Genomic DNA, 12,884 nt, shown 5'->3' with positions numbered 1-12,884 from the left:
TTGCATTTGACAGGCGTTGACCTAGCATTGGCTTATAGGAGGGCGTTTGGATGAACTCGGTTATCCACTTTGAAATGCCATACCGCGACCGGGAGCGCGCTGCCCGTTTCTACGTGGCGGCCTTTGGCTGGCAGACGCAGATGCTGGGGCCCGAGATGGGGGACTATCTCCTGGTCACGACGGTGGTGGAAAGCCTCCGGCCCGATGCACCCGCCGGGGCGATCAACGGAGGGTTGTTCCCCTATCAGCCCGACCAACCCGACCAGCACCCCTCCGTGGTCATCGGAGTGGAGGACATAGGCGCGGCCATGGAACGGGTACGCGAGGCCGGCGGGACGGTGCTGGGCGAGCCCATGGAGATTCCGGGCGTTGGGCGCTATGTTGCGTTTCGCGATACCGAAGGCAACCGCAACAGCATGCTGCAGCCCCGCATGGGCTGACCCTGCTCAGTTCAAGCGCCGTCGGGCGCTGCTGCGCCGGCTTTGCAGTTTGACGGCGTCCTCCATGCTTTTGCGCACAAATGCAATGTGCTCTTTGGCCACTTGCTGGGAGGCCTGTGCATGACCATTGCGGATGGAGTCCCAGATTTTCCGGTGTTGTTCACGAATATGCGCCCACTGTGCCGGGCGCGCATGCAAGTGCACCAGATTGTCGGCGACATGGTCGTGCACCACACGCATCAGGCTGGCTGATATGTGTCCAATCATGGCGTTGTGCGATGCCTCCGCGATGGCTTGGTGAAAAGCGACATCGGCGTCGATGCATGCCCTGAGGTCGTCGCAGTCGTAGGCCGCTTCCAGTGCGTTGAACGTGGCTTCAATGCGAACGATGTCTTCATCGGTGGCGCGCTCGGCGGCGAGCAGCGCGGCTTCGCCTTCCAGCATGTGGCGGAATTCCAGAATGTCGGTCTGCAGCATCGGGTGGCCGTCCAACATGGCCTTCCAGGGGTCCGAAAAGGTGGTTTCCAGGTGGTCGGTCACGACCGTGCCACCGCCGTGGCGGGTGGTGAGCAGGCCTTTCGATACCAATTTCTGCATTGCTTCGCGCAGAGAGGGCCGGGACACCCCCATTTCGATTGCCAGGGTGCGCTCCGAGGGAAGACGGTCGCCGGGTTTGAGCGAGCCTTCCAGGATGCGGGTTTCCAGGTCGGAGGCTACGGTATCGGACAAGCGGGTCGAGGATATGCGGTTGGGAGACATGGCAACTTAATTGGTATGACCATTTTCATCATATTGCATTCCGTGAAAAAAAATGCGCTGTCACTTAGGGGTTTCCCCTTGTATCCAAGAAGTGTGCTCTCCCATACATTACCCGTAATGGTATTACCACTTTACCAAATGAAAGAACTTCTCCCAGAGCTGACGGATGCACTGCCGCCGGGCCAGGTCCTATCGGACGAACTGCGCCGGCATGCGTATGGCACGGACGCCAGCTTTTACCGCATGGTTCCCGAGGTGGTGGCCATTGTTGAAAGTGAAGACGAAGTCCGCTTGGTGCTGGAGATCGCGCGCGCCCATGGTCGCCCGGTGACCGTCCGTGCTGCGGGCACCAGTCTTTCCGGGCAGGCCGTGACCGATGGCGTGCTGATGCTGATCGGTGAGGGTTTTGCAAGCTGTGACATTGCGGCCGATGCGGCCAGCGTGCGGCTCGGCCCCGGCATCATCGGTGGCGAAGTCAATGCCCGGCTGGCGCCGTTGGGTCGCAAGATCGGTCCGGACCCGGCTTCGATTGCCGTGTGCAAAATCGGTGGCATTGCCGCCAACAACGCCTCGGGCATGTGTTGCGGCATCGCGCAAAACACCTACCGCACCCTGCTTGGCATGCGTGTCATGCTGGCCGACGGAACCGTGCTGGACACCGAAGATGCCGCCAGCATGGCTGCTTTTCAGGCCAGCCACGGTGCGTTGCTAAATGCGTTGGCCCAGCTGGGCGCCCAGACCCGTGCCAACACCGCCCTGGCCGAGCGCATCCGGCACAAGTTCAAGATCAAGAACACCACCGGCTACAGCCTTAACGCGCTGGTGGATTTCGAGAATCCTCTGGACATCCTGACCCATCTCATGGTCGGCTCTGAGGGAACCTTGGGATTCCTGTCGCGCATCACGCTGGCAACCGTGGTCGAAGATCCGTTCAAGGCCAGCGCACTGGTGTTCTTTCCCTCCATGGGCAGTGCCTGCGAGGCGGCCATGCGACTCAAGCCGGCGCGCGTTTCGGCGGTGGAGTTGCTCGATCGCGCAGCCCTTCGTTCGGTGCAGGACCAGCCTGGCATGCCGCAGGCCATCCGTGCGCTGGGTGCCGATGTGTCTGCGTTGCTGATTGAGGTGCGCGCACAAACCAGCGCGGCCCTCGAGTTGAAGATCAAGACCGCACTGTGTGCCATCGACGGCATCGACACGGTGGAGCCGGCGCAGTTCTTCACCGATGCGGCCACTTGCGAGATGTACTGGAAAGTGCGCAAGGGCACCTTCCCGTCGGTTGGCGCAATGCGTCGCGCCGGTACCACTGTCATCATCGAAGACGTGGCTTTCCCGATGGAGTCGCTGGCAGCCGCAACGCTGGATTTGCAGGCCTTGCTGGCACGCCACGGTTACAGCGAAGCCATCATCTTTGGACACGCCCTGGAAGGCAATCTGCATTTCGTGTTCACCCAGGACTTTGGGGACCGCGCAGCAGTGGCGCGCTATGCCCGGTTCATGGACGAGGTATGCCATCTGGTGGTCGACACCTACGACGGTTCCCTCAAGGCCGAGCACGGCACGGGGCGCAACATGGCGCCGTTTGTGGAGCTGGAGTGGGGGCGCGAAGCAACCGAACTGATGCGCAGCATCAAGTCACTTCTGGATCCCGGCAATCTGCTGAACCCCGGCGTCATTCTCAACACCGACCCGCAAGCGCATCTGAAACACCTCAAGCCCATGCCTGCGGCGCAGGCGCTGGTGGATCAGTGCATTGAATGCGGATTCTGCGAGCCGCTTTGTCCGTCCCATCAACTTACACTGTCGCCCCGCCAGCGCATTGTCAGCTGGCGGGAGCTTTCGCGCCGCAAGGATGGCCAGGAGCGCGTGGGCACGCTGGCCACCGACTTCGCCTATTTCGGACTGGATACCTGTGCCGGCTGCGGCTTGTGTTCAACCGCTTGCCCCGTCGGCATAGACACGGGGGAGTTGGTGCGCGTGTTGCGTGGCCAAGGCCTGGGCAGCGTCAACCGTGCGGTCGGAAAAATGGTTGTGAACCACTTCGACAAGGTGGTTGGCCTCTCGCGAATCGGCCTGACGGCCGGGCATGTGGCATCTGCCGTGGTGGGTAGCAAAGTGATGTCCAGGGTCACCGGAGGCGCCTGGAAAAGTACCTTGCCACAGGCCGGAACGGCGCCGCGCAGGCGGGCGGAACAAGGCGACCCGGTGGTTTACCTCCCCGCGTGCGGGGGGCGTATCTTCGGTGGCAACGCAGCGCACGAATCCGGTCTGCCCGATGTGGTGATGGAACTCCTGGTCCGGGCCGGATATGCCCCGCGCCTGCCAGCGCAACACAACAAGCTGTGCTGCGGCCTCATGCTGGCCAGCAAGGGGCTGGCATCTGAGGCCGATGCCATGGCCCAGAACCTGACGGACGCATTGTTGGTTGCCGCGGATGATGGCAGGGGCGGGCTGCTCCCGATCGTGATGGATGCCAGCTCGTGCACGGAGCGCATGAAAAAGCTGGTCGATGGACGGATCCAGATTCTGGACTTTCATGAGTTCGCGGTGGATGCGCTTTTGCCGCGATTGCGGATACGCCGCAAGGCGGGTCCCATTGCGTTGCATGTCAACTGCAGCGTGCGCCGTGGCGAAACGGACGCCAAGCTGCGCATCCTGCTGGCCGCCTGCGCCGAGCAGGTGACGGAACCCCGCGACGTGGGTTGCTGCGGGTTTGGCGGCGACCGCGGTTTTGTGGTTCCCGAACTCAACGCGCATGCGCTGCGGAAGATCCACAGCGCGCTCCCCAGCGCCTGCTGTGAAGGGGTTTCCACCAACCGCACGTGCGAGATTGGCCTGACCGACGAAACGGGGCTGCCCTACCGCTCAGTGGCCTATCTGCTTGAAGAATGCAGCCGGGAGGTAGCGCCCATGCAGTGTTGAATCCACAGCAACTCCCTACATGCGGCCCCTGGCTTACGCGCACATCTATTTCAAATTCAACGAGGAACCCTCTATGGTCTGGCAACAAATTTACGATCCGTTTGGAAACATGGTCATTTCCACCCTGCTGGCTGCTGTGCCGGTCGTGGTGATGCTTGTTTGTCTTGGTTTTTTGCATATCAAGGCGCACATTGCAGCCGGACTGGGCTTGCTCAGTGCGCTACTCATTGCCGTTCTCGCCTACGGCATGCCCGCCGAAATGGCCGGCAAGGCGGCCTTGCTGGGCGGCTTCACGGGTCTGCTGCCGATCGGCTGGATTGTTCTCAACATCATCTTCTTGCAGCAGCTGGCTGAGCAGAACGGCAGCTTTGCCGTGTTGCAGGATTCCTTGTCGGGCATTACGCGCGACCGGCGTCTGCAGTTGCTTCTCATCGCCTTCTGCTTCGGTGCTTTCTTTGAGGGCGCGGCCGGGTTTGGTACGCCGGTGGCGGTGACCGCAGGCATCCTGATTGGCCTCGGATTTTCACCACTCGCGGCGTCGGGGCTGAGTTTGATCGCCAATACCGCACCGGTGGCATTTGGTGCCCTGGGCACACCGGTCATTACGCTGGCAAAAGTGCATGGCTACGACCTGATGGCCGTGACGGCCATGATTGGGCGCCAGCTTCCGTTCTTCTCGCTGCTGGTGCCGTTTTGGTTGATCTGGGCCTTTGCGGGGCGCAAGGCCATGATGGAAATCTGGCCCGCCATTCTGGTCACGGGGCTGTCATTTGCGATTCCCCAATACCTGGTTTCCAATTTCATCGGCCCGGAGTTGGTGGACATCATTGCCGCGCTCGTCTCGATGGTTTCGCTGATCCTGTTCCTGCGCGTGTGGCAGCCCAAGACAGTGTGGCGTTCGACCTCGCTCAAAGGCCATGAAACCGACGGTGGCGAAGCACAACCCGAAGTGACACTCAAGGTGCATTCCAAGGCAGCGCTGATCCAGGCGTGGACGCCGTGGCTCATTCTTACGGTGTGCGTGTTCATCTGGGGTCTGCCATCGGTCAAGAACTATCTCAACAGCCTGTACGCCCCCGCATTCCCGATGGCGGGGCTGCACAACATGGTTGAAAAAGTTGCGCCTGTGGTTTCCAAACCCACCAAGGAGGCGGCGGTCTATACCTTCAATCTGTTGTCGGCAACGGGTACGGGGATATTGCTGTCGGCCCTCATTGGCGGACTGGTCATGAAATACAACCCGCTGCAATTGGTGCGCGCCTTTGGTCGCACCTTCTGGATGGTGCGCTACTCGCTGATCACCATTGTCCTGATGCTCGGACTGGGCACGCTCACGCGCTACTCGGGTACCGACACCACCCTGGGGCTGGCGTTTGCCAATACCGGTGTCCTGTATCCGTTCTTTGGTACCTTGATGGGATGGATTGGCGTGGCCATGACCGGTTCGGATACCGCAAGCAATGTGCTCTTTGGCGGCATGCAAAGAGTCGCGGCCGATCAGCTGGGTCTTTCGGTCAACCTCATGGGTGCCGCGAACAGCTCGGGTGGGGTGATGGGCAAGATGATCGATGCGCAATCCATCGTCGTAGCCTCTACCGCAACGCGCTGGTTCAACCATGAAGGCGACATCTTGCGCTACGTGTTCTTCCATTCGATTGCGCTGGCCTGCCTGGTCGGACTGTATGTGACCATGCAGGCCTATGTGTGGCCGTTTACCGCAATGGTTGTCAGGTAAGAAAACATGCCAACTATCACATGCATCGAAGACTTGCGCGTGCTTGCGCAAAAGCGCGTGCCGCGCATGTTCTACGACTACGCCGATTCGGGTTCCTGGACGGAGGGCACCTACCGTGCCAATGCGTCTGATTTCCAGACCTTGAAATTGCGCCAGCGCGTCGCCGTCAACATGGACAATCGCAGCACCGCCACCACCATGGTCGGCCAGCCGGTGGCCATGCCGGTGGCCATTGCGCCCACCGGCCTGACGGGCATGCAGCACGCCGATGGCGAGATTCTCGCCGCCCGTGCTGCCCAGAAATTTGGCATTCCGTTCACCCTCTCCACCATGAGCATCTGCTCCATTGAAGACGTGGCGGCGGGCACGGGCAACCACCCCTTCTGGTTTCAGCTCTACATGATGAAAGACCGTGATTTCATGGAGCGCCTCATGGGTCGGGCACAGGCAGCGGGCTGCACGACACTGGTGCTGACACTGGACCTGCAGGTGATCGGGCAGCGCCACAAGGACCTGAAGAACGGTCTGACGGCACCGCCCAAGCCCACGCTGGCCAACCTCATCAACCTGATGACCAAGCCGCGCTGGTGCCTGGGCATGGCGGCAACGCGGCGCCACGGTTTTGGCAATCTGATCGGCCACGCCCGGGGGGTAAGCGACATGAGTTCGCTGAGCGCCTGGACCAAGGAACAATTCGATCCGACCTTGAGCTGGGCTGATGTCGAGTGGGTCAAACGGCGCTGGAGTGGAAAACTGATCCTGAAGGGCATTCAGGATGTTGAAGACGCGCGTCTGGCCGTCCAATCCGGTGCCGATGCGCTGATCGTCTCCAACCACGGCGGGCGCCAGCTTGACGGTGCCGAGTCCTCCATCCGTGCCTTGCCCGCCATTGTGGAGGCGGTGGGCAACCAGATTGAGGTGCACATGGATGGCGGCATTCGCAGTGGTCAGGACGTGCTCAAGGCGCGCGCCCTGGGCGCTCGCGGCACCTACATCGGACGTGCGTTCCTGTACGGTCTCGGTGCCATGGGTGAGGCCGGTGTGACCAAGGCGCTGGAGATCATCCACAACGAACTCGACATCACGATGGCGTTCACCGGAAACACGCAGATTGACCATGTCACCAAGGGCATCCTGCAATAGGCAGCCCCGGTGCCTGGCTTGGGTTGCCAGCCTACTGCGCGGAGGGCATGCGTTGCCACAGCCGGTGCAGCAATCCATCCAGGTCAGGGGAGGCCGGCAGGGGCCGCGTGCTGTCGGTCCGGTGCGATTCAATGAGGCGCTGCAGCGTTTGCAGGTGCGGTGTGACCGTGCCAAAGAACAGCGTCTGGCGGCGCGTGGCGATCAGGATCGTCGGAAAATTTTCCACTTCGATCGGGTCTACCAGGTCGGCTTCGTCCTCCACATCCACCCACTGGAACTGCACATCCGGAAATTGCGCCTGCAGCGTGCCAAACAGGGGCTGGTAGTCCCGGCAGGTGCCGCACCAGTTGGCGCACAGGCAGGCGACCAGCAAGGTCGTTTCGGAGGAGGGGCGGACAGTCGGCATGGGCCAATGATCGCAGAAATTTTTGGGGCATTCCGCGCGTTCCGGGCGCAGGGAGGCGGGCGTTTTACAATTGAGGGTTTTCCCTGCCACCGTACTGAACTTTTTCAAGGGCCCCCATGAGTGCATTTCTGGAAGAAACCGTATTGAGCGTTCACCACTGGACAGACCGGCTGTTCAGCTTCACCACCACGCGTGACCAGGCTTTGCGCTTTTCCAACGGGCATTTCACGATGATCGGCCTGCGCCAGGAAAACGGCAAGCCGCTGTTGCGCGCCTACAGCATCGTCAGCGCCAACTACGAAGAACATCTGGAGTTCCTGAGCATCAAGGTGCCGGACGGTCCGCTGACCTCTAAGCTGCAGCACATCCAGGTGGGGGACAAGATCATCGTCGGCAAAAAGCCCACCGGCACGCTGCTGATCGACTACCTGCTGCCCGGCAAGAACCTGTACCTCATCGGCACCGGCACCGGCCTGGCGCCGTTCATGTGCCTGATCCGCGACCCGGCCACGTACGAGAAGTTCGAAAAAGTCATCCTGTTCCACGGTGTGCGCGAGGTCAAGGAACTGGCCTACGCCGAGTACATCACCGTGGACCTGCCCAACCACGAGTACCTGGGTGAAGCCGTCAAGTCGCAGCTGCTGTACTACCCCAGCGTGACACGCGAGCCCTTCAAGAACCGGGGGCGCGCCACGGACCTGCTCGCCAGCGGCAAGCTGCAGGAAGATCTGGGCTTGCCCAAGCTGGACGCCGCCCGCGACCGCATCATGATCTGCGGCAGCCCGGCACTGAACAAGGACATGCGTGAGCTGCTGGATGCACGCGGCTTCGTCGAAGGCAGCACCACGACGCCGGGCGACTATGTCGTCGAGCGCGCCTTCGTCGAACAATAAGAACCACCCGCCCCATGTCCCATTACGACCTCTACGCCATCGGCAATGCCCTGGTGGACTCTGAATACGAAGTGACCGACGCCCAGCTGGAAAGCATGGGCGTGGCCAAGCGGCACATGACCCTGATCGACGCCGAGCGGCGTGCTGCGCTGCTGGCCCATGTGCATGGCATGCATGTGCGCCGCACCGGCGGCGGCTCGGCGGGCAACACGGTGGTGGCGCTGGCCCAGCTGGGCGGCAAGGCGTTTTACTCCTGCCGCGTGGCGGACGACGAACTGGGCGCCTTCTACCGCGAAGACCTGGTGGCCAACGGCGTGGCGACCAACCTCACGCATACCAAACCGGCGGAAGGCCAGACCGGCATCTGCATGGTGATGGTCACGCCCGATGCCGAGCGCAGCATGAGCACCTTCCTGGGCTCCACCGCCGAGCTGGACCACACGGCGCTGCATGCCAAGGACATCGCCAAGTCCAAGGTCTACTACATGGAAGGCTACCTGGCCGCATCGCCCACCGGACTGGACGCCGCCTTGCAGGGCCGCGCCATTGCCAAGGAGGCGGGCGTGGCGCTGGCGCTGACCCTGAGCGACATGAGCATGATCAACTTCTGCCGCGCGGGCCTGGACGCCATGGTGGGCGGCGGCCTGGACTACCTGTTCTGCAACGAAGAAGAAGCGCAGACCTGGTGCGGCACGCAGGACCTGGAGGCCATCTGCCAGCAGGTCAGCCAGCTCGCCCGCGTGGTCTGCCTGACCCGCAGCGCCAAGGGCTGCATCGTGCTGGAAGGGGGCCAGCGGATCGAGGTGCCGGCGGCCCCGGTCAAGGCGCTGGACACCAACGGCGCCGGCGACATGTTTGCCGGCACCTTCCTCTACGCCGTGACCCAGGGCCACACCCTGGCGCACGCTGCGTGGCTGGCCAACCAGGCTGCCGGCCAGGTGGTGAGCCAATACGGCAACCGCCTGACCCCCGCAGCCATGGCTGCGCTGAAGGCGCGGTTCGCACAGCACGTGGCCTGAAAGCCGCAGGCGGGGGGCTCAGGCGTCCCGCTTGTGCAGCTGGTACGGCGGCAAGCCGCCCAGCATGCGCCGCCCGTAGGCCTGCTGTGTCAGGCGCTTGTCGTAGCAGATCACCTGGGCCCGGTCGTCCTCGGTGCGGATGGCCCGCCCGGTCCACTGCAGCAGCTTGATGCCGGTGGCCGGAATCACCAGTTCGTTGAACGGGTCGCGCCCCACGCTGCGCAGCCACTCGGCACGCGCCTCGTCTACCGGGTCCGAGGGCGGGGCAAACGGCAGCTTGGCAATGAACACGGTTTCGCACAGCGAGCCCGGCAGATCCAGCCCCTCGCCAAACGACTGCAGGCCAAACAGCACCGAAGGCATGCCCGACTCCACCCGCGCCGCATGCGCCGCCAGCAGGCGTGCGCGCGACTGCGTGCCCTGCACCAGCACCATGTCGCTCAGGTAACCCGGCACGGTCTCGGTGGCGGCGCGCATTTGCGCGCGGGAGGTGAACAGCACCAGCGCGCCGCGCCGCACCTGCTCCAGGTCGGCCATCAGCAGGCGCACCATTTCGGCCGTGTAGGCGTCGGCCTGCTTGGGGTCGGTGCGGGTGTGCACCACCGTGAGCGTGCCCTGTGCGGCGTAGTCGAACGGGCTGGCCACTTCCAGCGCCTGCACGGCGGGGTTGTTGGACAGGCCCGCTTCGCGCAAAAAATAATCAAAACTGCCGCAACTGGTGAGCGAGGCCGAGGTGACCACGGCCCCGCGCACCTGGCTCCACAGGAACTGGCGCAGCAGATCGCCCGGCACGATGGGGCAGGCATGCGCCGTCAGGGTCAGGTAGCCGTGTTCGCTTTGGGCCTGCAGCCACTTGGCCAGCGGCTGCGCACCGTGTTCCAGCAGCAGGCTGGCGGTGGACACCACGCTGCCCAGCCGCGGTGCCAGACTGCCCAGCTGGGCGTACAGCTGCGCGCACAGCACGGCCTGGCTGGGGTCCTCCTTGGCCACGGCCTTCACGTCCACGCCCAGCGCTTCCAGTACCTTGGACAGGCCTGCGGCCTGGGCGTGGATCTGCGTGACCGGCTCCACCAGCGCGGCCGGCAGCACCCCGTTGGCAAAGCGCAGGGAGCCGTCCTGGCCTTCACCGCGGGCATTGCGACCGGTGTGGGCCCACACCAGGTCCATGGCCATGCGCGCCAGCGTGGTCAGGGCACCCTTGAGCTGGCTGGTCACCGTCTGCACGTCCTCGCCGGCGTGCAGGTTGAGCTTGCTGCTGACTTCCTGCACGGTCTTGGGCAGTTTATCGAGCCAGCGCAGGTTGGAGAGGTCCATGGTGCTGGAAAACTGGTCCAGCGCCACGGCCGGCAGGTGGTGGCCTTCGTCAAAGATCACCAGGCAGTTGTCCAGGTCGGGCAGCGTCTTGGTGCCCAGGCTGGCGAGCACCAGGTCGTGGTTGGCCACAATGACGTTGGCCTCGGCCAGCCGCGTGCGGGCCCCGTAGTAGCTGCACTCCTTGAAGCGCGGGCAGTGGCGCACCGTGCAGGTGTGGCGCTCGGCCGCCACCACGGACCAGTCGCGCGGGTCGGGCGTCTCGGCCAGGGTGTCGCGGTCGCCGTCCCAGCTGCCGGTGGCCAGGGTGGTGGCCATGGTCTCATAGAGCTGGGTGCGGCGCTCCTCAAGGGCCTCCTCCGACAGCGGCGAGCCATAGCGGGTGGCGGTGGCCGCAGCGGGGGCGTCGTCGTCCGCGTCAAACAGCTCCTCGCTGCCCGCGCCCGAGCCGACCAGCCGTTCCAGTTTGAGCTTGCACACGTAGCGCCCGCGCCCCTTGGCCAGGGCAAATGCAAAGGGCTTGTCCATCGTGCGCGCCAGCGCCGGCAGGTCCTTGGTCATGAGCTGCTCTTGCAGCGCCACGGTGGCGGTGGAAATCACCACCCGCGTCTTGCGCTCCAGCGCCAGTGCAATGGCGGTGGAGGCATAGGCCGCGCTCTTGCCCACGCCGGTGCCGGCCTGGACGACGGCAATGGCCTTGGTGGGGGCGGGGTGCTCGCCCAGGTCGGCGCGGGCCAGCGTGGTGGCCACGCTGGCGGCCATGGCGTGCTGGCCGGGGCGGGGACGAAAGCCGGGGGTGGCACCCACGACTTTCTCAAAAGCGGCCAGTGCCAGATCGGCCAGAGACTCAGAACTCAAACAATGTCATCCAGATGGGTGCGCGGGAAGGCGCGATGGAAGGGAAAGGCGTGCGGGGGAGCCTGAATATACCGGGTGCGGCGATAATCGGTGCGCGGTGTCCGGCTGGTCCGGGTGCTGCCAGTGCCAATTTCGGGGTATTTTGACCTACGCCGATTGCGCCCGTTTATCCCCCAATCCGGAGTTCTCTGAATGACCACCGTTCCTCCTGGCGTGCCAACGCCTGCGCGTACCGATGCGCGCCGCATTTTCCTGAAAAATTCGGCCCTGGCCCTTGCAGCAACTGCGTTGCCTGCTATCAATTTTGCACAAACGACCGCTGCCGCACCGCGCCAGTTCAGCCCCCGGCCCGGCGCTTGGCGCACGTTTGAAGTCACCACCCGTGTCGATATTGCCAAGCCGCAGGGCGTGACCCGGGTCTGGCTGCCCATCCCCAGCGTCAACAGCGACTGGCAGCAGTCTATGGACAGCAGCTTCTCCAGCAACGGCTCGACCCTGGTGACCAGCGACGGCCACTCGGGTGCGCGCATGCTCTATGCCGAGTTCGCGGCCGACGAGGCCCGGCCCTTTGTGGAACTCACCAGCCGCGTCCAGACCCAGAACCGGGGTGTGGACTGGGCCCGGCGTACCGCCCCCCGGGAAGATGCGGCCAGCTTGCGCTACTGGACCCGGGCCACCAGCCTGCTGCCCATCGACGGCATCGTGCGCACAACGGCGCAAGAGGCCATTCGCGGGGCCCGCACCGATGTGGAGAAGGCGCAGAAGCTGTTCGACTGGATCGTGGCCAACACCTACCGCGAGCCCAAGGTGCGCGGTTGCGGCGAGGGTGACATCAAGACCATGCTGGAAACCGGCAACCTGGGCGGCAAGTGCGCCGACCTGAACGCCCTGTTCGTGGGCCTGTGCCGCGCGGTGGGTCTGCCGGCCCGCGACGTGTATGGCCTGCGCCTGGCGCCCAGTGCCTTTGGCTACCGCGAACTGGGTGGCAACCCGGCCAGCCTCAAGGGTGCGCAGCATTGCCGTGCCGAGGTCTACCTGGCCGGCCATGGCTGGGTGGGCATGGACCCGGCCGATGTGGCCAAGGTGATGCGCATGGAAACACCCGCCTGGATCAAGACGCCCAAGGACCCCCTGGTGGCGCCGGTCAACGCGGCACTGTTCGGCAGCTGGGAAGGCAACTGGATGGCCTACAACACCGCCCACGATGTCACGCTGCCGCATGCCCAGGGTCCCCGGCTGGGCTTTCTCATGTACCCCACGGCCGAGACAGCCGCCGGGCGCCTGGACTCCTACGCGCCGGACGATTTCAAGTACCAGATCACGGCCAGGGAAATCAAGGCCTGAGCAGCCTGCACACCACCCGGTGGGTGGGTGCAGGGGCAGGGGGGTGTTTGCCGCACT

Annotated in this window: 10 protein-coding genes; 7 read left to right on the top strand and 3 right to left on the bottom strand. The window is 63.8% G+C overall.

Annotation, left to right across the window (positions count from 1 at the left end; translation table 11 throughout):
• Positions 1-50: 50 nt before the first annotated feature.
• Entirely contained in the window at positions 51-440 is a 390-nt protein-coding gene (locus tag AC1Q5W_RS06925; protein WP_492643400.1) for a VOC family protein, read from the top strand.
• A gap of 6 nt (positions 441-446) precedes the next feature.
• Here AC1Q5W_RS06925 and AC1Q5W_RS06920 read toward each other — a convergent pair whose 3' ends face one another.
• Positions 447-1,199 carry an FCD domain-containing protein gene (locus tag AC1Q5W_RS06920; RefSeq protein WP_492643399.1) on the bottom strand — a complete coding sequence of 251 codons (753 nt, stop codon included), beginning with the start codon at positions 1,197-1,199 and terminating at the stop codon, positions 447-449.
• Between the two features lie 138 nt (positions 1,200-1,337).
• Here AC1Q5W_RS06920 and AC1Q5W_RS06915 point away from each other — a divergent pair, with 138 nt between their 5' ends.
• From AC1Q5W_RS06915 to AC1Q5W_RS06905, 3 genes are all read left to right on the top strand, one after another.
• The gene (locus tag AC1Q5W_RS06915) at positions 1,338-4,118 is read left to right on the top strand and encodes an FAD-binding and (Fe-S)-binding domain-containing protein (RefSeq protein ID WP_492643398.1); all 2,781 of its coding nucleotides are present in this window, start codon (positions 1,338-1,340) and stop codon (positions 4,116-4,118) included.
• 73 nt (positions 4,119-4,191) lie between these two features.
• Positions 4,192-5,853: an L-lactate permease gene (locus tag AC1Q5W_RS06910; RefSeq protein WP_492643397.1), complete on the top strand. Its 1,662-nt coding sequence runs from the start codon at positions 4,192-4,194 to the stop codon at positions 5,851-5,853.
• A 6-nt stretch (positions 5,854-5,859) separates the two neighbouring features.
• Positions 5,860-6,996: an alpha-hydroxy acid oxidase gene (locus tag AC1Q5W_RS06905; RefSeq protein ID WP_492643396.1), complete on the top strand. Its 1,137-nt coding sequence runs from the start codon at positions 5,860-5,862 to the stop codon at positions 6,994-6,996.
• A 31-nt stretch (positions 6,997-7,027) separates the two neighbouring features.
• On the opposite strand, the gene AC1Q5W_RS06900 is transcribed toward AC1Q5W_RS06905, so the two are convergent.
• A complete protein-coding gene (locus tag AC1Q5W_RS06900; RefSeq protein ID WP_492643395.1) occupies positions 7,028-7,402 on the bottom strand; it encodes a thioredoxin family protein in 375 nt (124 codons plus the stop codon).
• 116 nt (positions 7,403-7,518) lie between these two features.
• Between AC1Q5W_RS06900 and AC1Q5W_RS06895 the strand changes: the two genes are divergently transcribed.
• Together AC1Q5W_RS06895 and AC1Q5W_RS06890 are read left to right on the top strand one after the other, a co-directional pair.
• Complete coding sequence (locus AC1Q5W_RS06895; RefSeq protein ID WP_492643394.1) at positions 7,519-8,295, top strand: ferredoxin--NADP reductase; 777 nt, start codon at positions 7,519-7,521, stop codon at positions 8,293-8,295.
• A gap of 14 nt (positions 8,296-8,309) precedes the next feature.
• Complete coding sequence (locus AC1Q5W_RS06890) at positions 8,310-9,314, top strand: adenosine kinase (RefSeq protein WP_492643393.1); 1,005 nt, start codon at positions 8,310-8,312, stop codon at positions 9,312-9,314.
• Between the two features lie 18 nt (positions 9,315-9,332).
• Here the strand turns inward: AC1Q5W_RS06890 and dinG are convergent, their stop codons facing one another.
• Positions 9,333-11,483, bottom strand: a complete 2,151-nt coding sequence (dinG, locus tag AC1Q5W_RS06885) for an ATP-dependent DNA helicase DinG (RefSeq protein WP_492643392.1) — start codon at positions 11,481-11,483, stop codon at positions 9,333-9,335.
• Positions 11,484-11,675: 192 nt separating this feature from the next.
• Between dinG and AC1Q5W_RS06880 the strand changes: the two genes are divergently transcribed.
• A complete protein-coding gene (locus AC1Q5W_RS06880; protein WP_492643391.1) occupies positions 11,676-12,827 on the top strand; it encodes a transglutaminase-like domain-containing protein in 1,152 nt (383 codons plus the stop codon).
• Positions 12,828-12,884 lie beyond the last annotated feature (57 nt).

It is taken from the genome of Rhodoferax sp. MLSD5-FHT05B10 (genome assembly GCF_058793415.1).
Note: the sequence above shows the minus strand (reverse complement) of the source record. Positions and strands in the feature narration are given on the sequence as shown.

Coding starts and splice junctions, on each gene's coding strand:
- AC1Q5W_RS06920 (WP_492643399.1), bottom strand. CDS start 1,199: ATGTCTCCCAACCGCATATCCTCGACCCGCTTGTCCGATACCGTAGCC.
- AC1Q5W_RS06900 (WP_492643395.1), bottom strand. CDS start 7,402: ATGCCGACTGTCCGCCCCTCCTCCGAAACGACCTTGCTGGTCGCCTGC.
- AC1Q5W_RS06895 (WP_492643394.1), top strand. CDS start 7,519: ATGAGTGCATTTCTGGAAGAAACCGTATTGAGCGTTCACCACTGGACA.
- AC1Q5W_RS06905 (WP_492643396.1), top strand. CDS start 5,860: ATGCCAACTATCACATGCATCGAAGACTTGCGCGTGCTTGCGCAAAAG.
- AC1Q5W_RS06890 (WP_492643393.1), top strand. CDS start 8,310: ATGTCCCATTACGACCTCTACGCCATCGGCAATGCCCTGGTGGACTCT.
- AC1Q5W_RS06915 (WP_492643398.1), top strand. CDS start 1,338: ATGAAAGAACTTCTCCCAGAGCTGACGGATGCACTGCCGCCGGGCCAG.
- AC1Q5W_RS06910 (WP_492643397.1), top strand. CDS start 4,192: ATGGTCTGGCAACAAATTTACGATCCGTTTGGAAACATGGTCATTTCC.
- AC1Q5W_RS06925 (WP_492643400.1), top strand. CDS start 51: ATGAACTCGGTTATCCACTTTGAAATGCCATACCGCGACCGGGAGCGC.
- AC1Q5W_RS06880 (WP_492643391.1), top strand. CDS start 11,676: ATGACCACCGTTCCTCCTGGCGTGCCAACGCCTGCGCGTACCGATGCG.